The sequence below is a fragment of the Streptomyces tibetensis genome, from assembly GCF_040647715.1.
GTDB classification, from domain to species: domain Bacteria; phylum Actinomycetota; class Actinomycetes; order Streptomycetales; family Streptomycetaceae; genus Streptomyces; species Streptomyces tibetensis_A.
In genome coordinates, this window is record NZ_JBEZCR010000016.1 from 58,892 (window position 1) to 82,125 (window position 23,234).

At 73.6% G+C, this 23,234-nt stretch carries 19 protein-coding genes; 6 read left to right on the forward strand and 13 right to left on the reverse strand.

The genetic code is table 11. The features are described from left to right. Nucleotides 1-102 precede the first annotated feature (102 nt). Entirely contained in the window at nucleotides 103-1,824 is a 1,722-nt protein-coding gene (locus tag AB0B29_RS33535) for a hypothetical protein (RefSeq protein WP_362245785.1), read from the forward strand. 67 nt (nucleotides 1,825-1,891) lie between these two features. Here the strand turns inward: AB0B29_RS33535 and AB0B29_RS33540 are convergent, their stop codons facing one another. The 6 genes from AB0B29_RS33540 to AB0B29_RS33565 all read right to left on the reverse strand — a co-directional run bounded on the left by AB0B29_RS33540 (nucleotide 1,892) and on the right by AB0B29_RS33565 (nucleotide 12,384). Continuing rightward, on the reverse strand, nucleotides 1,892-2,533 hold the full coding sequence (locus AB0B29_RS33540) for a cutinase family protein (RefSeq protein WP_362245786.1): 642 nt from the start codon (nucleotides 2,531-2,533) through the stop codon (nucleotides 1,892-1,894). Nucleotides 2,534-2,682: 149 nt separating this feature from the next. Further along, nucleotides 2,683-3,903 (reverse strand): PucR family transcriptional regulator, encoded by a 1,221-nt coding sequence (locus AB0B29_RS33545; RefSeq protein WP_362245787.1) that lies wholly within the window; start codon nucleotides 3,901-3,903, stop codon nucleotides 2,683-2,685. Nucleotides 3,904-4,025: 122 nt separating this feature from the next. After that, on the reverse strand, nucleotides 4,026-4,973 hold the full coding sequence (locus AB0B29_RS33550) for an alpha/beta hydrolase (protein ID WP_362245788.1): 948 nt from the start codon (nucleotides 4,971-4,973) through the stop codon (nucleotides 4,026-4,028). A 21-nt stretch (nucleotides 4,974-4,994) separates the two neighbouring features. Next, nucleotides 4,995-9,002, reverse strand: a complete 4,008-nt coding sequence (locus AB0B29_RS33555) for a type I polyketide synthase (RefSeq protein ID WP_362245789.1) — start codon at nucleotides 9,000-9,002, stop codon at nucleotides 4,995-4,997. Next, nucleotides 8,999-10,759, reverse strand: coding sequence for a fatty acyl-AMP ligase (locus AB0B29_RS33560; protein WP_362245790.1), 1,761 nt, complete (start codon nucleotides 10,757-10,759; stop codon nucleotides 8,999-9,001). The genes AB0B29_RS33555 and AB0B29_RS33560 overlap by 4 nt, the downstream gene beginning before the upstream one ends. A gap of 62 nt (nucleotides 10,760-10,821) precedes the next feature. Further along, nucleotides 10,822-12,384, reverse strand: a complete 1,563-nt coding sequence (locus AB0B29_RS33565; RefSeq protein ID WP_362245792.1) for an acyl-CoA carboxylase subunit beta — start codon at nucleotides 12,382-12,384, stop codon at nucleotides 10,822-10,824. A 264-nt stretch (nucleotides 12,385-12,648) separates the two neighbouring features. Here AB0B29_RS33565 and AB0B29_RS33570 point away from each other — a divergent pair, with 264 nt between their 5' ends. Further along, complete coding sequence (locus tag AB0B29_RS33570) at nucleotides 12,649-13,506, forward strand: aldo/keto reductase (protein WP_362245794.1); 858 nt, start codon at nucleotides 12,649-12,651, stop codon at nucleotides 13,504-13,506. A 128-nt stretch (nucleotides 13,507-13,634) separates the two neighbouring features. Further along, nucleotides 13,635-13,886: a DUF5133 domain-containing protein gene (locus AB0B29_RS33575; RefSeq protein WP_362245796.1), complete on the forward strand. Its 252-nt coding sequence runs from the start codon at nucleotides 13,635-13,637 to the stop codon at nucleotides 13,884-13,886. Between the two features lie 31 nt (nucleotides 13,887-13,917). On the opposite strand, the gene AB0B29_RS33580 is transcribed toward AB0B29_RS33575, so the two are convergent. Then, nucleotides 13,918-14,904: a GlxA family transcriptional regulator gene (locus tag AB0B29_RS33580; RefSeq protein WP_362245798.1), complete on the reverse strand. Its 987-nt coding sequence runs from the start codon at nucleotides 14,902-14,904 to the stop codon at nucleotides 13,918-13,920. A gap of 184 nt (nucleotides 14,905-15,088) precedes the next feature. Between AB0B29_RS33580 and AB0B29_RS33585 the strand changes: the two genes are divergently transcribed. After that, a complete protein-coding gene (locus AB0B29_RS33585) occupies nucleotides 15,089-15,538 on the forward strand; it encodes a DUF2269 family protein (RefSeq protein ID WP_362245800.1) in 450 nt (149 codons plus the stop codon). Nucleotides 15,539-15,676: 138 nt separating this feature from the next. Continuing rightward, nucleotides 15,677-15,880: a hypothetical protein gene (locus AB0B29_RS33590; protein ID WP_031111422.1), complete on the forward strand. Its 204-nt coding sequence runs from the start codon at nucleotides 15,677-15,679 to the stop codon at nucleotides 15,878-15,880. Between the two features lie 43 nt (nucleotides 15,881-15,923). Here AB0B29_RS33590 and tgmB read toward each other — a convergent pair whose 3' ends face one another. From tgmB to AB0B29_RS33605, 3 genes are all read right to left on the reverse strand, one after another. Next, on the reverse strand, nucleotides 15,924-16,907 hold the full coding sequence (gene tgmB / locus AB0B29_RS33595) for an ATP-grasp ribosomal peptide maturase (protein WP_362245802.1): 984 nt from the start codon (nucleotides 16,905-16,907) through the stop codon (nucleotides 15,924-15,926). Between the two features lie 16 nt (nucleotides 16,908-16,923). Continuing rightward, a complete protein-coding gene (gene tgmA, locus AB0B29_RS33600) occupies nucleotides 16,924-17,115 on the reverse strand; it encodes a putative ATP-grasp-modified RiPP (protein WP_053673313.1) in 192 nt (63 codons plus the stop codon). A gap of 119 nt (nucleotides 17,116-17,234) precedes the next feature. Continuing rightward, on the reverse strand, nucleotides 17,235-17,579 hold the full coding sequence (locus tag AB0B29_RS33605; protein WP_436845936.1) for a YkvA family protein: 345 nt from the start codon (nucleotides 17,577-17,579) through the stop codon (nucleotides 17,235-17,237). A gap of 268 nt (nucleotides 17,580-17,847) precedes the next feature. On the opposite strand from AB0B29_RS33605, the gene AB0B29_RS33610 reads away from it, so the two are divergent. Next, complete coding sequence (locus AB0B29_RS33610; protein WP_362245806.1) at nucleotides 17,848-19,461, forward strand: hypothetical protein; 1,614 nt, start codon at nucleotides 17,848-17,850, stop codon at nucleotides 19,459-19,461. Nucleotides 19,462-19,555: 94 nt separating this feature from the next. On the opposite strand, the gene AB0B29_RS33615 is transcribed toward AB0B29_RS33610, so the two are convergent. Genes AB0B29_RS33615 through AB0B29_RS33625 form a run of 3 tightly spaced genes read right to left on the reverse strand, consistent with a single transcriptional unit; the run spans nucleotide 19,556 to nucleotide 23,195 of the window. Then, nucleotides 19,556-21,667, reverse strand: a complete 2,112-nt coding sequence (locus tag AB0B29_RS33615; RefSeq protein ID WP_362245808.1) for a xanthine dehydrogenase family protein molybdopterin-binding subunit — start codon at nucleotides 21,665-21,667, stop codon at nucleotides 19,556-19,558. Beyond that, a complete protein-coding gene (locus AB0B29_RS33620) occupies nucleotides 21,664-22,668 on the reverse strand; it encodes an FAD binding domain-containing protein (protein ID WP_362245810.1) in 1,005 nt (334 codons plus the stop codon). Before AB0B29_RS33620 ends, AB0B29_RS33615 begins: the two co-directional genes overlap by 4 nt. Then, nucleotides 22,665-23,195, reverse strand: a complete 531-nt coding sequence (locus AB0B29_RS33625; protein WP_362245812.1) for a (2Fe-2S)-binding protein — start codon at nucleotides 23,193-23,195, stop codon at nucleotides 22,665-22,667. The genes AB0B29_RS33620 and AB0B29_RS33625 overlap by 4 nt, the downstream gene beginning before the upstream one ends. Nucleotides 23,196-23,234: the final 39 nt, after the last annotated feature.

A 23,234-nucleotide genomic window follows, 5' to 3' on the forward strand; every position in this document is an offset into this window, starting at 1 on the left:
CGCCCCGGCGCGCTGTGCGCCGGTGACAAGCCGCCGTCCGGAAGCTGAGTTCTCATCAGCACTCCCTGAGAGCGGTCGTGCCACCGCCCTAGCGTCCGTGGCATGAACATGAACCGTACGCACAGAGGGAAGTGGCGCGGTGCCGTGCTCGCGGCACTGCTGACCGCCGGGACACTCACGGCCGCCGCCCCGGGCGCAGGCGCCGAGGGCACGCGCACCGAGACACCCGTGACGTCGACCTCGCCGGTGACCGGGGTGATGGAGTCGATGGTGCGGGTGAAGGTGCCGTTGCCGGAGTCGGCCGGGCCCCGTCCGGCGGCCTGCGACCGGCTGTCGTACCTGCGCTACCGTTCCGCCGACGGTCCGGCCGCGTCGGCCGAAGCGGACCGGATCCTCATCGCCCAGCCGGGCATCCTCGAAGGGGCGGGAGCGTTCGACAGCGTCGCCCGCAACACCGTCGTGCGGGCCGCCGAGCAGGGCCGGCACATCGAGTTCTGGGCGCTGGACCGGCGCTCCAACTGCCTGGAGGACCGCACCGGCATCGCCTCCGGCGACCAGCACACCGCCGTCGACTACTACTACCGCGGCAAGCAGGTCGACGGCCGGACCTTCGGCGGCTACACCGGCAACGCACAACTGGGCTGGATGGGGAAGCTCGGGATCGAGCAGACCGTACGCGACCAGTACGACCTGCTCACCGCCGAGTTGCCCTCGCAGGCCCTGCGCAAGCGGAAGGTACTGTGCGGCGGGCACTCGCTGGGCGGTGTCATCACCGGGTACTTCGCCGCCGCCGACTTCGACGGCAACCGCGCCACCACGGCGGACGCCGGGTACAACCAGTGCGCCGGCTACTTCGCCCTCGACACGACCGTCTCGACCACGCTGGGCGACCTCAGCGGCAGCATCCCCGACGACACCAACCTGCCCGACATCGGCCTCGGCTACGGCGTCGTGCAGGCCGGGCTGGACAGCGGGGTGCTGCCGCGCACCCTGTCGGCGCCGGTGCTGCTCAACCCCGAGACCATGACCCTCCTCGGCATCGCGGGTCTGGGCGCACTGAAGGACCTGGACGGAGAGGCGGACCTGCTGAGCTATCTGCCCCGCAACCTCAACATCGAGGCCACCAACCGCTTCCTGTTCGCCAAGGACACCGCCGCCTTCCTCGGCGGCTCGCCGGCGGTGAGGGACTTCCGGCTCACCAACGGCGCGGTGCTCGGCGCGCTGCTGGACGACAACTCCGTCCCGCTGGCGTTCCTGCAGACCAGTGTCGGCTTCTTCGACGGCGGACCGATCGCCGACAAGAGCTTCCCCGCCGCCAACGGGGACACCGCCCGGCCGGGGCTGTACGGCACCGCGTACAAGGCCATCCCGGACCGGCCGCACGGACCGCTCTACACGTGGCGCAACTACGACCGGGTCGGTGACGCGGACGACCCCGGTTACCGGTCGGCCGACGGCACCCTGTTCACCGGCGCCGGGGAGGAGGTCACCGACGTGCGGCAACTGGCACGCAGCCTGGCCGAGCAGCCTCTGGACTTCACCGAGCAGTACTTCCCGACCAAGCTGGTCACGGACATCGAGCTGGCCACCTCACCCCAGGTGAAGAAGCTCGTCGTCCACCCCGAGGGGCTCAAGGCCAACCCGGTCCTCACCGTGCTCGCCGGTGAGGGACTGCTGGCCGGGCGGGTCCCGGCCGATCTGCACCCCGTGGTCGCGGACGGCTACCAGCACCTCGACGTCCTGACCGCCGCGCCCGTGCAGAACGACGGACGGCCCGAGCCCGTCTCCACCAGCCTCGCCGACTTCGCCCGGACCCCGCGCTAGCCCCGTCCGGTACGCACGCGGGGCCCGGGAGGATGTCCTCCCGGGCCCCGCGTCCTGTCAGGGGGGCTCAGAGCCTGCCCGCGGCGAACGTGGCCGCCTCCTCGGCGTCGTCCCGGTAGCCCAGGTGCGCCCCGACGTCGCCACCGCCGTTCTCGCAGACGGGGTCGCCCTTGGCGCAGAGGTCGAGCGTGCGGCCCTGGTAGGTGCCGGTGACACTCTTGCCGAGCGCCCGGATCGGGTTGCCGAACAGCAGCACCGCGGCGACCTTGGGCTCGACCGCGGCGGGCAGGGTGGCCACGATGGGGCTGCCGACCACCGCGCCGGCGCTGCTGATGCCGATCGAGTTGTCGACGACGTTCGCACCCTGCGAATAGCCGACGAGGACGAACTTCTGATTGGGGCAGGCGGCAGCCTGGCTCTTCACGTGGTTCACCAGATCCAGATTGCCCTGTGCCGCGGACGTGGGGGACAGATCGGCGGGGTAGTTCACCTTGTAGCTGGAAATGCTCTTGCCCGCCGCTTTCTTCTGCAGGGCGGAATACACCGGGTCGCCGACGATGAAGCCGAGCGTGCCCGGCTCGAAGGTGCCTCGGGCCGCGACGACCTCGACGTCCGAGCAGGCCGCGGCCATGGCAGGGGGAGCCGAGAGGGTGGCGAGACCCGCCCCGCCGGCCAGTGAGAGCGCCGCGAGACACATACGGATACGCATGGGGATCCTCCGCGTGGAAAGGCGCGGGAAGCGCCTGCGAAAAAGGACGCCCCGAACGTATGGGCTTTCTCCCGCCCGCTGTTATGGACGGGATTACGGAAACCCCGCCGGTTTTTGTCGCCGATTGAGCAAGCTCTTGAATGCGGAGGTCAGCTCTGCGGTGCGTGCAGGGATTTTGCGCGCAACGCGAGAATGAGGTCGAGGCGGGTCTCCGGGTCGTGCAGAACGTCGCCGAACAGCTTCTCCAGCTGGCGCAGGCGGTAGCGGACCGTCTGCGGGTGGATGTGCAGCCGCACGGCGACGTCCGGCACGTTGCTGCCGCTGAGCAGCCAGGCCAGCAGTGTCTCGGCGAGCCGGTCGCGCTGCCCCGCCGAGACCGTGTCGAGGGGTGCCAGGGCCCGGGCCCGCAGCCGCTCCAGCAGCGGCTCGTCGCCGTACAGCAGCAGCGTCGACAGATGCTCCTCGCAGCGCACCACGCCCTGGCGGGGCAGCACCCCACGACCCATCAGCCCGAGCGCCCGGGTGGCCAGGCGCAGCGACTGCGCGGCCTCGGTGACCGCGACCGTCGGGCCGATCGCGGCGGGCCGGCCGCGCAGCGCGAGGGTGAACGCCCGGCCGCCGATGCCACCGGAACCGTCCGGGTCGGGCACCAGCATGCGCGGCGGACGGCACCCCATGTCCACCAGCGCGCCCGCCGCCGCCAGCGGCCGGTCCTCCTCCCGCCGGTCCGGCGCCGCCGCGAGCGCCACGACGGCGACCGTCCGTGGCACGGGCCAGCGCGCGCCGTGCGCCAGGTCCTGCACCGCCTCCGGCGCGACCGGCCCGTCCTCCAGGAGCAGGTCCAGCAGGCGCTTGCGACGTCGCTCCAGCTCGTCGGAGCTGCGCAGCTGGGCCTCGGCGTACCCGGAAGCGGCCGCCTGGGCGACCTCGTGCACGGTCCGGAACGCCAGCTCCCCGAGCACGGCCATCACCGTGGAATCCAGCCCGAGTTCCTCCGCCGTCCGGCCCATCCGCCGCCAGGCGCGCATCCCGCCGACCCGCAGTGCCGACTGCAGCGCGTCCAGGCTGCGGCCTTCCAGGGCCTCACCCCGCCCGAGTTCGTAGTACGTCGCCGCGATCGCGCCCCCGTCGTCGCGCGGGTCGGCGATGTGGTCGACGAACAGGGTCAGCGCCTGCACCACCCCGGACCGCAGGTTCTGGCGGTACGCGCCGTCGGTGGACCGCGCGTACTCGGGGACCTGGCGGCGGACCTCCTCCTCCACCTCGTCGGCGACGGCCGCCAGATCGGCTCGCAGCACCTTCGCCAGCTCAGGGGGGAACTGCGGCGCGGTGGGACGGTCCGGCACCTCGTGCGGGGTGGGCACAGCCATCACGGGCACTCCTTTCGACCGGAAGCGGCTCACCCGCGGGCCGTCGCCCGTGGGACGAGTGGGGAGTCCTGTGTGGGACGGACGACCCCTCCGTTCCGTTCCGTGCCCCGACGGCACCCCCGTCACTCTGGCACACCCAGCGCACGGGCGAGGATCGGCCACGAGGCTGTGAACTCCGGCTTCCAGTGCGCCCAGTCGTGCCCGCCGCCCCCGTAGAAGTGCGTGGTGACCGGGACCCCCATGAGGGCCAGGGTGCGGGCGAAGCCCTGGGCCGAGGGCCACAGGGCGCTCTCCAGGATCCCGGGCAGCGGATCACCGCCGTTGCCGACTCCGCTGCCCTGCGACACGTACAGGGCCGTGCCGCGCAGCCCGGTGGCGCGGGCGCGCGGGTTGAAGTCCCGCCAGGTCAGGAGGTTGACCACCGGATTTCCCCAGAGGGACGCGGCCGGCAGGTTCTCGCGGGCCACGATCGCGTCCATGATGGCGGGAACACCGGGAGCCGTGGTGTCGAGGATGCCGCTGTAGGAGGCCGCCGCGGCGAACGCCCCCGGGTGGCGGGCCGCGTGGGCCATGGCCCCGTAGCCGCCGGTGGACACCCCGGCGACCGCCCGGGTGCCGGAGGCCCGGTAGTCCCGGGCGAGCAGCGCCGGCACCTCCTTCACCTGGAACGTCTCGTAGTCGGGGCCACCGCGCCAGACGCTCGGGATGCCGGTGGGGCCCGCGTCCGGCATCGCCACGATCAGGTCGCGTCCGGCGGTGAACGCCTCGATGTCCGTCTCACGGGTCCACGAGGTGTAGTCGTCGTGCGCGCCGTGCAGCAGGTACAGCACCGGGTACTTCTTCTCCGGGCGCGTACCGAAGTCCGACGGCAGGATCAGCCGGACCGGCGCGCTGCGGCCGAGCGCCGCGGAGGGCACGGACACGTCCAGCGTGCGCGGCCCGAGCCGGGTGGCCGCCCGGGCCGTGCCGGTCGCGGCCCCCAACAGGACGGCGAGACCGGCGGCGGCAGTCGCTCTCGCTACGGTGCGCCGGGACACTCCGGCGGCGGGCTGCTGCGGCAGGTGGGACATGACGGCTCCTCGGGTTCCATGTCAGGGGGCCGGCTCGGCGAGTGTCCGGCTCAGATGGGCGGCGATCTCGCCGACGTGCGGCGGATCGAGCAGCGACAGATGGTGACCGGCCACCGGCACCACCTGCAGACGCGGGCACACCTCGTCCCAGCCCAGCGCCGGGTCGTCCCGCTCGTACGCGGGGTCGCGCACGGTGTGCGGCGCGCGTTCGGTGGCCCGGTAGAGGACCACCGGCCCGTCATGGGCGGCGGGGGTGTGCGACTCGCCGATGCCCATGTCCAGATAGGAGGCCCGCTGGTGCTCCAGTGCCGCGGGCGGTACGTCGGCGGCCTCCCGCAGGGTCCGCAGCACGGCGTCGATCCGGGCCGCGTCGTCGTCCATCGCCACGAGTTCGTCGTACGGCAACTCCAGCCGCACGCCGTAGGCGTCGGCGACGTGGCGGGCGAAGCCCTCGAAGTGCGCGCGGATCCGGTCGGACCGGGTCGACCCCGGGCGGGGGAGGGGCCGTACCGAGTCGATGAGCACGACCAGCCGCACCTCCCGCCCCGCGGCGGTCAGTTGCCGTGCCGCCTCCTGGGCGACGAAGCCGCCGAACGACCAACCGCCCAGCAGCAACGGGCCGTCGGGGTGGACGGCGTCGATCGCCTCGGCGTAGCGCCGCGCCTTCTCGGTCACGCTCCCGGCTTCCTCGATCCGCTCCAGCCCGTACACCGGCTGGTCGGCGCCCAGGAGTTCGGTGAGCGTGCCGTAGACGCCGACCGGGCCGCCGGCGGCGTGGACGAGGAACAGCGGGGGCCTCGAGCCGGTGGCGCGCAGAGGCCGCACCGGGGTGTCGTCCCGGGGGAGGGCGCGCTCGATCCGGGTGGCGGCGTCCTCGACGGTGACGGCGGCGAAGAGGTCGCGCAGAGGGAGTTCGATGCCGAACTCGCGCTGCACCGCCGTGCGCACCCGGACCGCCATCAGCGAGTCCAGGCCGAGGTCGGCCCACGCGGTGCCCGGCGTGATACGGGCGGGGGAGTGGCCGGTGACGGTGGCGATGTGGTGGGTCAGGCGGGCCAGGACCGAGGAGGGCTCGATCACCGAGGCCGGCGGTTCCTCCGGCAGCGGCTCCACGCGAGCGGCCCGGCCGTCCGTCCACCAGTGCCGTACATGCCGCCACCGGGGCAGCGGCAGGTCGACGACCCGCCCCGGCGGCACCGGCAGGCGCTGTCCCGCCGCGTACAGGGCGCCCAGTTGCCCGGCGAACGCCTCCGACCCGTCGGCGTCCCGGCGCAGCGTGGCCAGGGTGAGGGCGCCGGGCACGGTGTCGGCGACGGCTCCCGTCAGCACGGGGTGGGGGGAGATCTCGACGAAGGCCGTGTGGCCGTCGGCCGCGGCCGACGCGAGCGCCCGGTCCAGCCGCACGGGCCTGCGCAGGTTGGCCGCCCAGTGCGCGGCGTCGAAGAGGCAGTCCCCGCGTGGGTCGTCGAGGACCGTGGAGTGGACCGGGACGTGCGGGCGCCGCCCCCGGATGCCCGACAGCGCCTCCAGCAGCTCCGGCAACAGCCCGTCCACCTGGGGCGAGTGCCCGGCGCCGACGACCCGCATGGCCCTCGCCGCCCGGCCCTGCCCCTCCAGCCGGCGCACGAGCGCGGCCACCGCCGCCTCCTCACCCGTGACGACCTTCTGCCGCGGGGAGGAGTGCACGGCTACGTGCACGTCCGGGAAGTCCCGTGCCAGGGCGTCCAGTTCGGTGTCGTCCAGGTCCACCACGGCCATCGCGCCGCCCTGCAGACGGCTGAGCAGCCGGGCCCGCACGGCGATGACACGCGCCCCGTCCGGCACGTCCAGCGCGCCCGCGCACACGGCCGCCGCCACCTCGCCCATGGAGTGGCCGATGACACCGGCGGGCTCGACGCCATGGGAACGCCAGAGCTCGGCGAGTGCCAGCTGAAGCCCGAACAGCACTGGTTGGGCGACCTCCAGACGGTCGAGCCCGTCACCCGAGGACAGGTGGTCGTACAGGGACAGGCCGCACTCGGGGGCGAGCTGCGGGTCGAGCTTCTCCACGGCGGCGGCGAACGCGGGCTCCTCGGCCAGCAGCCGGCGCCCCATGCCGGGCCACTGACTGCCGTACCCGGAGAAGACCCACACGGGGCCGCGCCCCACGCGGTCGCGGTCCCCGGTCGTGACCCGACTGTCCGGCCTCCCGGACGCCAACGCATCCAGGGCATCGGCCAGTTCGATCCGGTCGCGGGCGGCCACGGCGGCACGCACGGGCCCCCGGCCCGTGCGCCCCGCCAGGGTCCGGGCCACGTCGGCGGGGTGCGCGGGATGCTCTCGCAACCGGCGGGCGAGCCTGCCCGCCGTGTCACCGAGGCGCTCGGTGTCCAGGTCGGAGAGGAGGTGCAGGCGGGCGGCCGGTTCCTCGGCCGGTCGCACCGGCACCAGGCCGGGCGGTCCCTCCTCCAGCACCACATGGGCGTTGGTGCCGCCGAAGCCGAACCCGGAGACCCCTGCTACCGCCGTGCCGCCGTAGCGCGGCCAGGGCTCCGGCTCGGTCACGACCCGCAGCCGGGGGTCTTTGAGGGAACTGCCCCGCTCGCAGTGCAGGGACGGCGGGATGGCGTCGTGGTGCAGGGCCAGCACGGTCTTCACCAGGCCCGCGAGGCCGGCCGCGGACTCCAGGTGGCCGAGGTTGCCCTTGGCGGAACCCAGCAGCAGCGGCTGGTCGGGGTCGCGCCCCGTCCCGAGGACCGCGCCGAGCGCCCCCGCCTCGATCGGATCGCCCAGCGGGGTGCCGGTGCCGTGTGCCTCCACGTAGTCGACGTGCTCCACGGCGAGCCCGGCCTGCGTGTACGCCCGCTCCAGCAACGCCTGCTGGGCGGCGGGGTTGGGCGCCATCAGGCCGTTCGAGCGGCCGTCGGAGTTGACGGCGCTGGCCCGGATGACGGCCAGCACCCGGTCGCCGTCCCGCTCGGCGTCGGACAGCCGTTTCAGGATCACGGCCGCGCAGCCCTCGCCGCGCCCGATGCCGTCGGCCGCCGCGGAGAACGGCTTGCAGCGCCCGTCCGGGGCGAGGGCGCCCGCTCTGCGGAAGGCGACCGTGACCGCGGGCGACAGCAACAGATTGACCCCGGCCGCGATCGCCGTGTCGCTCTCGCCGGTGCGCAGGCTGACGCAGGCGTGGTGGACGGCGACCAGCGAGGAGGAGCAGGCCGTGTCGACGGCCAGGCTCGGTCCCTGGGTGTCCAGCACGTAGGCGAGTCGTCCCGCGGCGACGCCGAGCGCGCCCCCGGCCGGCGCCCAGGGGTCGACGGCGGCCGGGTCGGCGCCCGTCAACTGCCCGTACTCCGGTGCGGAGATGCCGACGAACACGCCGGTGGCCGTGCCTGCCAGGGACCGGGCCGGCACGGCGGCGTGGTCGAGCGCCTCGTGGACGACCTCCAGCAGGATCCGTTGCTGGGGGTCCATCACCGCGGCCTCACGCGGGGTGATGCGGAAGAAGTCCGCGTCGAACCCCGCGATGTCGTCCAGATAGCCGCCGAACGGATGGGCGTCGGCGGGCGGGAACGCGGTGAAGTCGCGCCAGCGGTCCTCCGGGACGCGCCGGATCGCGTCGACACCCTCGCTGAGCAGCCGCCAGTAGTCGTCCGGGCCGTGCACACCGCCGGGCAGGCGACATCCGACCCCGACGACCGCGACCGGCTCGGCCGTGCCGCCCGGCGCCGCGGGACGTTGCACCGGCGCGGCCACGACCGGGACCGACTCGGCCCTGCCGCCCGGTGCCGCCTCGGTTCCCGGGGCGCCCGTCCCGCACAGCCGCGCCACCAGGGACTCCCCGGTGGGCGCCTCCCACAGCAGCGTCGTCGGCAGCTCCCGGCCGGTGGCGCGGGACAGCTCGCCCGCCAGGGCGACGGCGTCCCGCGAGGCCATGCCGAGATCCGCGAGCGGTTGGTCCATCGGGACGTCGTCCGGGGACGTCCCGTTCCAGGCGGCCACCCGCTCGGCGATCAGCCGGCGCAGCGCGGCCGCGTCGACGGTCCTCATTCCGCGGCACCCGCCGCCCGGGCCTGCCCGCCGTAGGCACCCTCCAGATACCGGGCCCGGGTCAGCGCCCGCGACACCTTGCCGCTGGAGGTGCGCGGCACCGTGCCCGGCGGCACCAGAACGACATCGGCCAGCCGCAGTCCGTGCCGTGCGGAGACGCCACCGCGCACGGCGCGCACCACGGCCGGTACGTCCAGTTCCGCCAGGCGCGCGGTCCGGGCGTGCTCCGCCACGACGACCGCACACTCGCCACCGGCGCCCCCCGGTACGGCGAAGGCGGCGAGCCGGTCCCGGCGCACCGCCTCGTGCGCCTCCTGCACCGTCGCCTCGACGTCCTGCGGATAGTGGTTGCGCCCGTCGACGATGATCAGGTCCTTCAGCCGTCCCGTGACGACCAGCTGCCCCTCCAGCACCGTCCCCAGATCCCCCGTGCGCAGCCAGTGTCCCGGAGCGGCCGTGACGTCCGCGAACTCCGCGCCGAAGACCTCCTGCGAGTCCCGTCCCCAGTAGCCGCGGCCCACGTTCGGGCCCTGCACCCAGATCTCCCCCACCTCACCCTCCGACAGCGCCTCCCGCGTCAGCGGGTCGGCGATCCGGACGTGCTGACCCGCCGGAGTGCCACAGCCCGTCAGCAGGACCGCCCGGGGGTCGTCGGGCCGGGCGGGCAGGGCCTTTCCGGCCGCCAGGGCGTCGCGGTCGAGTGTGAACCGGGTGAGCGGCTCACCCGGCCGGGCGGCGCACACGAACACCGTGGCCTCGGCCAGCCCGTACGACGGGCAGTGCGTGCCCGGTGCCAGCCCCTGGTCGGCGAACGCCGCATGGAACCGGTCGGCCGTGCCCGGGCGGACCGGCTCGCTGCCGTTGATCAGCGCCGTCACCTTGTCCAGCCGCAGACCTTCCTTCTGGTCGGCGGTGACGGTCGCGACGCAGTAGTCGTAGGCGAAGTTGGGCGCGGCACTCACCGCGTTCGGGTGCGCGGCGAGCAGCCGCAGCCAGCGCACCGGTTCGTGCAGGAACGCTGCCGGGTCCATCAGCACCGACAGTGCCCCGCGCGCCACCGGGGCCGCGACGCTGAGCACCAGCCCCATGTCGTGGTAGAGCGGCAGCCAGCCCACACTGCTCATCGGGCGGCTGTCGAGGCCGTAGGCGGCCAGCGCCTGGCGGGCGTTGGCGACGACGTTGCCGTGGGTGATCTCCACGCCGGCCGGGGCGCGGGTCGAACCGGACGTGTACTGGAGGTAGGCGGGTGCCGACGGGTCCAGGGTGACCGGTTGCCGGTCCAGGCCCTCGGCGTCGGGCACCTCGTCCGCCACGACGATCCGCGGGCCACCGGCCCCGAGGAAGTCCCGCACCTCCTCCCGGACCCGGCTCGTGGTCACCACCACCGAGGCACGCGCGTCGGCCAGGACGCCCGCGAGCCGGTCCGCGTGCCCGGGCAGGCCCGGCGTGTACAGCGGTACCGCGACCAGGCCGGCGGTCAGGGTCGCGAGGAAGGCGGTCACGTACTCCGTGCCCTGCGGACACAGCAGTGCCACCCGGTCCCCGGGGTCCGTCTCGTCCGTGAGACGTGCGGCGAGCGCCCGCACCCGCACGTCCAGGCGGTGCCAGGTCAGGGTGCGGTGGATGCCGCGCGAGTGCGGTGCCGGGTGTTCGACGAAGGTGAAGGCCCGGCGGTCGGGGAGGGTCTCGGCCCAGTGCCGCACGTACTCCGGCAGTGTGGGGCACGCGGGCGCGAGCGGGGGGCGGCGGCTGTCCATCGGGCGGGGCTCCTCACGGCGCGGATCGGCCTACGGGTCGCAAAGGGGGGAGAGGGGGAGGGCTAGAGGGGGATGTTGCCGTGCCTGCGTTCCGGCATCGGGGCACGTTTGCCGCGCAGCGCGCGCAGGGCGCGGCAGACCTGCTCGCGGGTCTCGCGCGGAGCGATGACGGCGTCGACATAGCCGCGCTCGGCGGCGAGGTACGGCGTGCCGTGGGTGCGTTCGTACGCGGTGAGAAGGCTTGCGCGCAGCGCCTCCGGGTCGTCGGACGCGGCGAGTTCGCGCCGGTGCAGGACGCCGACGGCTCCCTCGGCACCCATGACGGCGATCCGGGCGGTGGGCCAGGCGAGGTTGACGTCGGCGCCGAGGTGCTTGGAGCCCATCACGGCGTAGCCGCCGCCGTAGGCCTTGCGCACCACGACCGTGACCTTGGGGACGGTGGCCTCGGCGTAGGCGTAGAGCAGTTTCGCGCCGCGCCGGATGATCCCGGCCTGTTCCTGTCGCACCCCGGAGAGATATCCGGGCACGTCGGTGAAGGTCAGCAGCGGGATCCCGAACGCGTCGCAGAACCGCACGAACCGTGCGGCCTTCTCGGACGCGTCGATGTCGAGCACCCCAGCGGCGTGCAGCGGCTGGTTGGCGACGACGCCCACCGAGCGGCCCTCCACGCGGGCCAGGGCGCAGATGATGTTCGGCGCGAACAGCTCCTGCACCGGCAGCAGTTCACCGTCGTCGACGACCGCGTGCAGGACGTCCCGCATGTCGTAGGCCTCGCCGAGCCGGTCCGGGACGACCTCGTCGAGCGCGGCCCCGGGCGGGGCATGCCCGGGGGCGTACTCCGGGGGCCGCTCCAGGTTGTTGGCCGGCAGGTACGACAGCAGGTCGCGCACCGTGTCGAGGGCGTCCTCCTCGTCGTCGGCCAGGAAGTGGGCGTTGCCGTTGAGGGTGTTGCTGGTGCGGGCACCGCCCAGCTCCTCGGCGGTGGTGCGCTCGCCCGTGACCGTCTCGATGACGTCGGGGCCGGTGACGAACATGTGCGAGGCGCCGTCCACCATCACCGTGAAGTCGGTGATCGCCGGGGAGTAGGCGGCGCCGCCCGCGCAGGGGCCGAGGACGACCGAGATCTGCGGGATCACCCCGGACGCCTTGACGTTGCGCCGGACCAGTTCGGCATAGAGGGCGAGGGCGGCGACGCCCTCCTGGATCCGGGCTCCGCCGGAGTCGTTCAGGCCGATCACCGGGCAGCCGGTCTTCAGGGCCAGCTCCATCAGGGCGACGGTCTTCTCACCGAAGGCCTCGCCCATGCTGCCGCCGAACACGGTGGAGTCCTGGGCGAAGACGCACACCTGGCGGCCGTCGACCGTGCCGTACCCGGTGACCACGCCGTCACCGTAGGGACGGCGGGCGTCGTGCCCGGCGGGCCGGGCCCGGACGAACAGGCCGGTCTCGGTGAAGGAGTCCTTGTCCACGAGCCGCTCGATCCGCTCCCGGGCCGAGAACTCCCCGCGTCTGCGCGGACCGCCCGGGGCAACCGCCCGCTCCCGCCGGTGCTCCAGGCCGGCGACGCGCTCCGCGGTGTCCCCGGGTGTGTGCGTCGCCGTCTCCCCCGGACCGGATGCTGTCACCTCTGTGCTCACAACCACCTCCGAAGTGGCTCTCGAATATGGCAGCGAGGCGGGGGAGTGCTGTACGGATCGCGGTTTCGTGTGGGGGAGTTGAGTCCGCGGGAGCGGGGTTTCATCCAGGTGTGACAAGGAGGCCTTCGACGGCCGGGCGGGATTCAGCGGCCCGAGTGCTGAATGCGTTCTCCTTCTTCTATTGGACCGCCGGCCGTACGGCGTCCAGGCTGGTGTGCACCATCGCCCGACAGCCGGAAGAGGTCACGACCCATGTACACCCGCCGCATCGGTGACGTCGAGGTCAGCGCGATCGGCCTGGGCGCGATGCCCATGTCCATCGAGGGACGGCCGGACGAGGAACGCTCCCTCGCCACGATCCACGCCGCCCTCGACGCCGGCGTGACCCTGATCGACACCGCGGACGCCTACCACCGCGACGCCGACGAGGTCGGTCACAACGAGACCCTGATCGCCAAGGCCCTCGCCTCCCACGACCGCGGCGGCGATGTCCTTCTCGCCACGAAGGGCGGCCACCTGCGCCCGGGCGACGGCAGCTGGACGCTCGACGGCAGCCCCCGTCACCTCAAGGCGGCCTGCGAGGAGTCGCTGCGCCGGCTCGGCGTCGAGGCCATCGGCCTCTACCAGTTCCACCGCCCCGACCCGCGCGTCCCCTACGCCGAGTCCGTCGGCGCGATCCGGGACCTGCTGGACGAGGGCAAGATCCGCATGGCCGGCATCTCCAACGCGAACCCCGAGCAGATCCGGCAGGCCGACGAGATCCTCGGCGGGCGTCTGGTCTCCGTGCAGAACCAGTTCTCCCCGGCCTTCCGCTCCAGCGAGCCGGAACTGCGCCTGTGCGACGAGCTCGGCATCGCGTTCCTGCCCTGGAGCCCCCTCGGCGGGATCTCGAAGGCCGGTGCACTCGGTTCGGGCCACGCCCCCTTCGCCCGCATCGCCGAAGCCCACGGGGTGAGTCCGCAGCGCGTGTGCCTGGCCTGGATGCTCGCCAAGTCGCCGGTGGTCGTGCCGATTCCGGGCGCGAGCCGGCCCGAGACCATCCGCGACTCGCTCGCCGCCGCCGACCTCACCCTGACGGCCGAGGAACTGGCGGAGCTGGACGCCGCCTGAGCCGCCGGCTCGTCCAAGACCGGTCGCAACCGATCAGTTCTCGTCAAATCCACCCCAGGTGAGAAAATCGTGTGAATGTTTACGCGTGGTCCGGGCATACGCAGCGAAAACACAGAGAGGGGCGCTACGTGCTTGTACCGGACCGGAAGATCGTCAGGGAGTTGCTGACGCGGTACGCGTCGCTGAGGATCGCTCAGGCGGAGAGGCACGTGCCGACGGCGGCACGCGAACTGGAGGACGTCAGCTACACGCTGTGCGTGATGATGGGAACGTCCGACATCAGTGACGCCATTGCCAAGGCGGATGTCCTGCTGCTCACCGAGGGGCGCCAGGACGCCGCGGGCGCGGACGGGGAGAACGGCCTGAGGCTGGTCGGCTGACGGCCGACGAACGGCCCGGCGCGGACGGGCATCACGCCTCGGCGGCTCGGAAAGGGGCCGTCGAGGCGTTCGTCCGCCCGTGGAACGCCGTGCGGTACGCGTACGGAGTGGTGCCCGCCACCTTGCGGAACCGCTCCCGGAACGCGGTCGGCGACCCGAACCCCGTCTGACGCGCGATCCGTTCGACGGAGTGATCGGTGTTCTCCAGCAGGTACTGGGCGCGCCGGACCCGCGCCCGCAGCAGCCACTGCAGCGGCGTGGTGCCGGTCTGCTCGCGGAAGCGGCGGCTGAAGGTCCGCTCGCTCATTCCCGCGCGCGCCGCCAGTGCGCCCAGCGTCACCTCGTCGGCCAGATGGTCCTCGATCCAGTCCAGCACCGGTTCCAGTGCGGAGCCCCGGGGCACGGGCGGATGCTCGTGCACGATGAACTGCGCCTGGCCACCCTCGCGTTCCAGCGGCATGACCGACATCCGGGCACTGTTCGCGGCGACGGCCGACCCCAGGTCCCGTCGGATCATGTGCAGGCACAGATCCAGCGCGGCGGCGGCCCCGGCCGAGGTGAGGATCTGCCCGTTGTCGACGTACAGCACGTCCGGTTCCACCTCGACCCGCGGGAAGCGCCGGGCCAGTTCGCCGGCGGCCACCCAGTGCGTGGTGGCGCGCAGCCCGTCCAGCAACCCCGCCTCCGCCAGCACGAAGGCGCCGACGCACACCGACGCGATCCGAATGCCGGCCCCGGCCGCCTCGCGCAGGGCCGCCAGCACCCGGGCGGAAGGCGGCGCGGCGTCGGGGGAGCAGCCGGGCACGATGATGGTGTCGGCCTCGGCCAGTGCTTCCAGTCCCCGTTCGATCCGAAGGGTGAAGCCGCCGTCCGCGCGCACCTCGGGCGTCTCGGCGCACAACCGGACCCGGTAGGCGGGCCGCCCGTCCGGCAGACAGGTCCACTCGAACGTCTGCTGCGGTGCCGCCATGTCGAACGGCACCACGTGATCGAGAACGAGGATCGCCACGGAGTGCATGACCGCCACCCTAGGCGTGTTCCCGCCGGCCCGGTGACGTGGGATCGCGGTGGCATCGGCAGGCGCAACGCAGGTGGGACGGGTTGGCGGGAATCCGTTGGAAGCTGTCGTTCCAGCCCCTCGGTGATCACGCCGGGGCGCCCTAGCGTGGGCGCCGTCCCTCGCCTTCACGGAAAGAGCCCCGGTGACCAAGATCCTGCTGTCCCTCCATGTCCTGGCGGCCATCGTCGCCATCGGCCCCGTGACCGTCGCGGCCAGCATGTTCCCACCCGCCGCGCGCCGCGCGGCGCCGGCCGGCGTCGCTACGGTGGCGCTCCTGCACCGCATCTGCCGGGTCTACGCCGGCGTCGGTCTGACCGTTCCGGTCCTCGGGGTCGCCACCGCTGCCGCCATGGGCGTCCTCGGCAGCGGATGGCTGGTCACCTCCATCGCCCTGACCACCGCGGCCGCGGGCGTCCTGGCCGCCTTCGTCCTGCCCCGGCAGGAGGAGATCCTGGAGCAACTGAGGGGCGAGCAGGCGGCCGATCATCACGCCACCGTGCAACTCGCCATGTTCACCGGCCTCTTCAACCTGCTGTGGGCGACGGTCACCGTCCTGATGGTCGTCCGCCCGGGTTCCACGACGGGAGCGTGAACAACGCGCCTTCACCTGTCACGGATGTCCGGTCTGCGTCAAGTCATCCCAAGGAATTCACACTCCGGGACACCGTGCCGCCTACACTCGCAGTCTCGCCCCCGCACGGGGCCGACGAGAAGAAAGGCGCGTTGACGGGTGTTCCAGGATTCCCCCATCTACGACCGACTCATCGCGGAGCGCGGTGACGTACCCGCACAGGTGCGCCGCGAGGCCGAACGTGTGAGCAGGGAACTGGAGCTGGTCATGCGGCCCTCACAGTCCCTCGGCTACGACCGCCCCCACTCCCCGGGCGCGGGCTGGCAGCGCGCGGGCATGCTTCCCGGCCCGCGCCCGCAGTGAACCGGGCTGCTGCCCGGGCCCGGCCTGCTGCCGGGCCCGGTGCTCAACGGACTGTCGTGTCCGAGCCGTTGACGTGGGGCGTCTGGGCCGGCACGGGCCTGGCCAGCCACTCGGCGATGGTGCGAGCGATCGCCTGACCCGTCTCCACCTCGACGAACCCGAACTGCCCCGACTGGTTGCACTCCAGAAACCACCAGGTCCCGTCGGAGTCCTCCACGAAGTCGAAGGCCCCGTAGGCCAGTTCGGCCTCACGGAGATAGGCCAGCACGCCCGGCGCGATGCGGGGCGGCACTTCGGTGGGCTGCCATGGCGAGCCCGGCGCGGCGAACCGCACGTCGACGTCGTCCGGGTCCGCGTCCTCGGCGGTCGCCTTGCGGGCGGCCAGCATCCGCTCACCCACGACGGTGAGCCGGATGTCGGCCCGCTTGGTGATCCGCCGCTGCAGCAGTGTCGGCCCGAACGCCACGGCGGAGAAGTCCGTGTCGGGCGCGACCCTGCTGGTCGGCACGGCCCGTGGCGGATCCTGTGGATGCGCGCCCGACACCGGCTTGACCACCAGTTCCGGGTAGCGCCCGGCGAACTCGCGGGCAGCGCGCGGAAACGTCGTGATCAGCGTCGCGGGCACGGGCAGGCCACATCTCTGGGCGAGCCGTAGCTGCCACGGCTTGTGGCGGGCCCGGCGCGCCGCGTCGGGGTGGTTCATCCAGCGCGCGTCCGAGCCCCGCAGCATGCCGTAGAGCGCCTGCGCGGCCTCCTCGGTCAGCCAGGAGGACGGCTGGGCCGCCCGCGCGGCCGGGACGCCGGGCCGGCGCACCCACACGGACCGCAGTCCCCCGATGCTCACCAGCCGCCCCCCGGCGGACAGATGGCCGCGGAACCGGCCGTGCACGTACTCCCCCGAGAGCGAGACACCACCGGTCAGGTCCGCGGGATCGACCCGGACCACCGGAACCCCCGTAGCGTTCAGGTGCACGACCACCATGTCCGCGGTGACGTCCTCCTCACAGGTGAGGATCAGTACGGTCATCGTCGGCGGCCCGCGGTCAGTCGTCGAAGTGCGTCTTGGAGCCGGCGGTGGACGTCGTGGTGCCGAACTCTCTCAACAGGGCGAAGTCACAGGCCGCGACCCGGCCGTCGCGGAGCACGTTCAACTGCAGTCCGGCGTCGTACACGTACGGAATGGCAGCTTCCAACTCCACTGCCGGGCGCGCGTAGTTGAGCGCGAACGGTTGCATCGTCTCTCCCTCGTCGGTACTGCGCCGAACAGGCGGTGGCCCAGGGGCGAGTCCGCCCGGTCCGCCGACCTGATTCGGCTTCCAGAGACTTATACGAATCGAACGAGTGGTTGGTTTCCTTACTTTCCGTAGTCATTGGCCAGTTGTCGGTCCGGCCGGTGTGCCGAACTGCGCTCCCGTGCGCCGAGGGAGCCGCGGACGGTGCGCAGAGCGAGCAGCAGGACGCCGATGTCGTCCAGGTACACCGGGTCGGGCACCAGGTCGGTGGGCAGCACGAGATAGAGCACCGCGCCCCAGAAGACCCAGCGCGGGCCCGTGGGCAGCCCCGCGCGCCGCAGCTCGCGCCGGGTGCGGACCAGCCGTACGAGGACGGCGACGGCGAAGGCGAGGACGACGACCGCGAGGGCCGCGGCCAGAATGATCACTAGTGTGGTCGTCTCCACGGGGCACCCTCCTCCTGGCATGCCACGACACGGGGTGTCCTTAGCTGGATTCCCTTTTCCGGCGGCTGTATTGCGGCCGGGGCCCGACATGTCGGCGAGTCGGCGGATTTTCCCGTGTGCATGGTCATCCCGGTGGCTCACTCGAGTGGCACGGGGTGACGGGGGCGCCTAGTAATGGGCAGCGTAACGTCGCTCGTCACACGACGGGGGGCGCAGGAGCGGCCGCACTCTTCCCACGGAGGCGAGTATGACCACCTGCTCTTCAACACCCCGCTCGAACGAATCTGCCATGAGCGCTGAGCCGAACGGGTCTGCCCAGCCGTGCGCCGAGACGACCGTCGCCACCGGCACGCACCAGGTGGCGCAGACGAGCGCGCAGCCCGCAGCCGGCCCGAACGAGACGTACCGAGCGGGGAGCTCCCAGCCCGTGGCCGGTTCCCACCCGGCCGACCGGGTGGCCGCCGAGCCCGTCGCCCTCGGCTCCCACCCGGCGGCCGGGGCACCGGAACAGCCGCCGGCCGTCGCACCGGACCGGACGGAACCGGCCACTGCCCGGCCCGGTGCCCACGACCCGGACGAGACGGACGTGTCCGCCGCCCACGCCCCGGATCCGGCCGCCGCGCAACCGGCACCTCCCGTCGAGGACTGGCTGGATCCCGCCGAGGCGGGGCCGGTGCCTCCCGCGCCGGACACCACACATTCCGCGCCGGGGCCCGTCCGGTCCGCTGCCGCAGACCCGCGCGAGGGCGCCGAGCCCGCCGCACGCGGCGAGGACGAGGCCGATCAGCCGGCCGGGCCCGGCCCGGGCGACGCCGACCAGCCCGGTGCGCGGCCGTTCGTCATCCGATCGCTCGACGACAACCCGGTGGAGCTCCGGCCCGGCAGCGGTCCGGCCTCCGGCGCACCGTACGGCGACGCCGTCAGCGACCTGGTGCACGCAGCCGTGGCCGACCGGCCGCTGGAGGAGGTCGTCGACCTCATCGTCTCGCTGGAGGAGTCGCCCGACCACACGCAGGCGAGGGTGGACGCGCTCCGCACCGCCGGTGTGGGCCGGTCCGTCGAGGACGTGTCCCGGATGATCGCCCTGCTGACGAAGCCCCCGCGCGACGCCGAGTGCGCGGACGAGGCGATCCGCGCCGCGGCCGCCCACCGTCCGGTGGAGGAGGTGACCCGGCTGGTGACCCTGTTGCACAAGGAGCCCCAGGAGCCCCACGTCCGCGAGGAGGCCCTGCGCGCGGCCGCCACCGGCCGGTCCGTCGGGGAGCTGGTCGAGCTGATCGACCGCCTGGGCCTGGAACGGCTGGACCGCGAAGGCCCTCGCCCGGAGCGGGCGTCGCGCCCCCAGAGCGAGACGCCCGCGCTCGAGGCGCCCGGCCGTCAGGGCAAGCGCCGCACGGCACTCCTGGGCGGGCCCCTCGCAAGCCACCGCACTCTCGGCGGCGCACCACCGGACCACGAGACCGCGGCGGACCGGCTCGCCCGGTCCGTGTCCTGGTCGGGCTGGCTCGCCGCCCTGGCCCTCGTCGCGTGCGCGGTGGTCCACTTCCCGCTGCAACGGGGCGACGGGTCCCTGCAGCTGCACGCGTTCGCCCTCGGTCTGTCGGTGCTGTGCACGGTCCTGGCGGTGCTGCTGGCCCTGCGGCCCGTGGCACTGGTGCTGGCCGGGGCGGTGCTGGTGCCCACCGTGCTGGCCGGGGCCCAGGCGTACGGCAACTCCTTCCCCTCGGCGTCCCTGCCCCGGGCCGTCGATCTGGCGCTCGCCCCGCCGTGGCTGGCCGCCGCGGTCGCCGTGTGCGCGGCGCTGCTGGCCCTGGTCGCGCTGGTGTTCCGGGTGCTGGCGCCCATCGCCGCCCGGCAGTGGGCCGCCGCCCCGGCGTCCGAGACGCCCGGCATGGCGGAGTGAGGTTCGTTCCCTCGGGTGCGGCGACCCGTCACCTGTCCGTGGTGTGCGGTGTCAGAGGGGTCACCTGTCCGTCATCTGTCCGTGTGGTGCCGTGTCAGACCGCCCCTTGCGCCCGGCGATCGAGCAGCCCGGTCAGCATCCGGTCCGGTGAGAGCGGGAGTTCCCGCAGGCGGACGCCCGTGGCGTGGTGCACCGCGTTGCCGATCGCCGCGGCCGTTCCGACGATGCCGATCTCCCCGATCCCCTTGCTGCCCATGGGATTGAGCCGGGAGTCCTGCTCGTCGAGCCAGTGCGCGTCGATCTCGGCGATGTCGGCGTGCACCGGCACGTGGTACGACGCCAGGTCCGACTCGGTGAAGTCGCCGAACGCGGCGTCCATGGTGCTGCCCTCGGTCAGCGCCATGCCGAGGCCCATGGTCATGCCGCCGACGAACTGGGAGCGTGCCGTACGGGCGTTGAGGATGCGGCCCGCCGCGTACATCCCGAGCAGCCGGCGGACCCGCACCTCGCCGGTGACGGTGTCCACGGAGACCTCGGCGAAGTGCGCCCCGAAGGCGTGCCGGGCGAAGTCGCTCTCGGCGTCCGCCGCGCCCTTGGTGTCGGCACGGACGTCGAGCCCCTGCTCGGGCAGCGGCCCCGGGTGCTCGGCGAGCCGCCGGGCCAGCCGGGCGCACGCGTCGTGCACCGCCCAGCCCCAGGAGGCGGTGCCGGACGAGCCGCCGGCCAGCGACGCCGGGGGGAGTTCGGTGCTGCCCACCTCGATCCGGACCCGTTCCAGCGGCACCCCGAGGGCGTCCGCGCCGACCTGCGCGAGCACGGTCCGGGCGCCCGTCCCGATGTCGGTGGCATTGATCCGCACCAGGAACGTCCCGTCCGGCCGTGCGCGGGCCGTCGCCGTCGACGGGGCCACCAGGACGGGGTAGGTCGCCGCCGCCACGCCCGTCCCCAGCAGCAGGGGCCCTTCCCGGCGGACGCCAGGGCGGGGATCGCGCCCGGCCCAGCCGAAGCGCCGGGCGCCCTCGCGCAGGCACCACACCAGGTTCCTGCTGCTGAACGGCTTGCCGGTGTCGGGTTCGACGTCCGGCTCGTTGCGCACGCGCAGCTCGATCGGATCCATGCCGAGTCCGGCGGCGAGCTCGTCCATGGCGGACTCCAGCGCGTACATGCCGGGGGCCTCTCCCGGAGCCCGCATCCAGGACGGCGACGGCACGTCCAGCGCCGCGACCCGGTGCACGGTACGACTGTGCGGCGCGGCATACATCACCCGCGCGGGCACCGCCGCCTGCTCCACGAACTCCTTGATGCGCGAGGTGTGCGTGGTGACCTCGTGCACGAGGGACTCGAGACGGCCGTCCGCGTCGGCCCCGAGCCGCAGCCGGTGCAGGGTCGGGGCGCGGTGCCCGACCACGGCGGGCAGGCAGCGCCGCGGCAGCGCCACCGTCACCGGCCGCCCGGTGTGCCGGGCCGCCATGGCGGCGAGCACCACGTCGGGCCGGGGCGTTCCCTTGGACCCGAAGCCACCTCCGACGTGCTCGGCGGTGACGACGATCCGCTCCTGCGGCAGGCCGAACAGCGCGGCGAGCGTGGCCCGCACGGCACCGGTTCCCTGGCTCGAGGTGTGCACGGTCAGCCGGCCGTCCTCCCACCGGGCGGTGCTGGCGTGCGGCTCCATCGGATGGTTGTGCAGCGGCGGCACCCGATAGGCGACGTCCACCCGGACGGCCGACGAACCGAACGCCCCGTCGGGATCGCCCTGCTCACGCACCGCCGGATGACCGCCGTTGGCCTCCTCCGGCACGTACACACCCGGGTGCGAGACGGTGAGGGCGACGTCGTGCTCCTCGGCTTCGTAGGTCACGCGGACGGCGGCGGCACCCGCCCGGGCCGCCTCCAGGGTCTCGGCCACCACCAGGGCCACGAACCAACCGCGGTGCGGAACCCGGGCGTTCTGCAGCACGGCGAGCGTGGCATCGTCCGGCTCCGCGAGGCGCGGCGCGTTCTCGTGGCTGAGGACGGCGAGGACACCGGGCACGGCCAGCGCCGCTGTCGTGTCGACGCCGGTCACCCTGCCCCGGGCCACCACCGCAGGTACCGGCCAGGCCTGGGCGCCGCCGGGGGAGTGGTACTCGGCGGCGTAGCGGGCGGTGCCGCCGACCTTCTCACGTCCTTCCATGCGCGCCGCGGGGGCGCCCGCACCGCCGGTCATGAGGCCCTCCCGGTGAGCGCGGTGTCCGTGAGCCGCGACAGGACGTCCACGGCGAGATTGCGGGCGAGCGGCACCTTGTAGGCGTTGTCCCGCAGTGGCTGCGCGGCGGACAGCTCCGCTTCGACGGCGTGCTCGAACGCAGCGCGGGTCGGGGCCGCGCCCAGCAGCGCGTCCTCCGCCCGCCGGGCCCGCCAGGGCCGGTGCGCCAGCGCCCCGAAGGCGAGCCCCGCACGGCCGATGACGCCGTCGTCAAGACGCAGCACGACCGCGACGGAGGCGAGTGCGAAGGCGTAGGAGGCCCGGTCCCGGGCCTTGCGGTAGGCAGATGGCAGCCCGGCCGTGGCGGCCGGCAGCAGCACGCCGGTGATCAGCTCGCCGGGGCGGATCTCGGTGTCCTGCTCGGGCCGGTCCCCGGGCAGCCGGTGGAAGTCGGACGCCGGAACACTGCGGGCCCCTTCGGGCCCCTCCAGCTCGACCCGCCCGTCGAGAGCGGCGAGCGCCACCGCCATGTCCGACGGATGGGTGGCGATGCAGTGCGCGGAGTGGCCGAGCACCGCGTGGTCACGGTGGACACCGTCCCGTGCGCCGCAGCCGCTGCCCGGCTCCCGCTTGTTGCACGGTTTCGACAGGTCCTGGAAGTACGGGCACCGGGTGCGCTGGAGCAGGTTCCCGCCGGTCGTCGCCGCGTTGCGCAGCTGCCCGGAGGCCCCCGCGAGCAGCGCCTGCGACAACGCCGGGTAGCGGTCGCGGACCAGAGGGTGGGCGGCGAGGTCGCTGTTGCGGACCGTCGCCCCGACGCGCAGGGCTCCGTCGGGCAGTTCCTCGACCCGGTCCAGGGGCAGCCGGGTGACGTCGATGAGAGCGGCGGGCGTCTCGACGCCGAGCTTCATCAGGTCGACCAGGTTGGTGCCGCCCCCGAGGTAGCGGGCGCCGGCGTGCGAGGCGTACGCGGAGGTCGCCTCCTCGACGCTGCCGGCGCGGACGTAGGCGAACTCCTTCACGGGATCACGTCCTCGACGGCGTCGACGATCCGCGGATACGCACCGCACCGGCACAGGTTGCCGCTCAGCCGCTCCCGGATCTCCTTCCGGTCCAGCGGCACCGGCTCGCCCGAGGGGGCCGCCTGGTCGGTGACGTGCGAAGGGTGACCGGCCGCCGCCTCGGCGAGCGCACCGGCCGCGGAGCAGAGCTGGCCCGGGGTGCAGTAGCCGCACTGGAAGGCGTCGCGCTCCAGGAAGGCCCGCTGGAGCGGATGCGGTTCCTCGCCGTCGCCGGACAGGCCCTCGACGGTGGTGACCTCGCAGCCGTCCAGGGCGACCGCGAACAGCAGGCAGCTGTTGACGCGCCGCCCGTCCACCAGGACGGTGCAGGCGCCGCACTGGCCGTGATCGCAGCCCTTCTTGGCGCCCGTGAGCCCGAGATCCTCGCGCAGCAGGTCCAGCAGGACCCGCCGGTGGTCGACGGTGAGCGTATGGGGTTTGCCGTTGACGCGGAGTGCGGTCCGCGAGTGGTGCTGGTGGTTGCCCATGGCGTGGAGGACCTTCCCGGGGGCGGGCCGTGATGCCGT

Excerpts from the sequence above, each read along its gene's own strand:
- AB0B29_RS33615 (WP_362245808.1), bottom strand. The coding sequence starts at position 21,667 with ATGACCGGCGGTGCGGGCGCCCCCGCGGCGCGCATGGAAGGACGTGAG.
- AB0B29_RS33570 (WP_362245794.1), top strand. The coding sequence starts at position 12,649 with ATGTACACCCGCCGCATCGGTGACGTCGAGGTCAGCGCGATCGGCCTG.
- AB0B29_RS33560 (WP_362245790.1), bottom strand. The coding sequence starts at position 10,759 with ATGGACAGCCGCCGCCCCCCGCTCGCGCCCGCGTGCCCCACACTGCCG.
- AB0B29_RS33610 (WP_362245806.1), top strand. The coding sequence starts at position 17,848 with ATGAGCGCTGAGCCGAACGGGTCTGCCCAGCCGTGCGCCGAGACGACC.
- tgmB (WP_362245802.1), bottom strand. The coding sequence starts at position 16,907 with ATGACCGTACTGATCCTCACCTGTGAGGAGGACGTCACCGCGGACATG.
- AB0B29_RS33540 (WP_362245786.1), bottom strand. The coding sequence starts at position 2,533 with ATGCGTATCCGTATGTGTCTCGCGGCGCTCTCACTGGCCGGCGGGGCG.
- AB0B29_RS33580 (WP_362245798.1), bottom strand. The coding sequence starts at position 14,904 with ATGCACTCCGTGGCGATCCTCGTTCTCGATCACGTGGTGCCGTTCGAC.
- AB0B29_RS33605 (WP_436845936.1), bottom strand. The coding sequence starts at position 17,579 with ATGCCAGGAGGAGGGTGCCCCGTGGAGACGACCACACTAGTGATCATT.
- AB0B29_RS33545 (WP_362245787.1), bottom strand. The coding sequence starts at position 3,903 with ATGGCTGTGCCCACCCCGCACGAGGTGCCGGACCGTCCCACCGCGCCG.
- AB0B29_RS33535 (WP_362245785.1), top strand. The coding sequence starts at position 103 with ATGAACATGAACCGTACGCACAGAGGGAAGTGGCGCGGTGCCGTGCTC.
- tgmA (WP_053673313.1), bottom strand. The coding sequence starts at position 17,115 with ATGCAACCGTTCGCGCTCAACTACGCGCGCCCGGCAGTGGAGTTGGAA.
- AB0B29_RS33625 (WP_362245812.1), bottom strand. The coding sequence starts at position 23,195 with ATGGGCAACCACCAGCACCACTCGCGGACCGCACTCCGCGTCAACGGC.
- AB0B29_RS33550 (WP_362245788.1), bottom strand. The coding sequence starts at position 4,973 with ATGTCCCACCTGCCGCAGCAGCCCGCCGCCGGAGTGTCCCGGCGCACC.
- AB0B29_RS33555 (WP_362245789.1), bottom strand. The coding sequence starts at position 9,002 with ATGAGGACCGTCGACGCGGCCGCGCTGCGCCGGCTGATCGCCGAGCGG.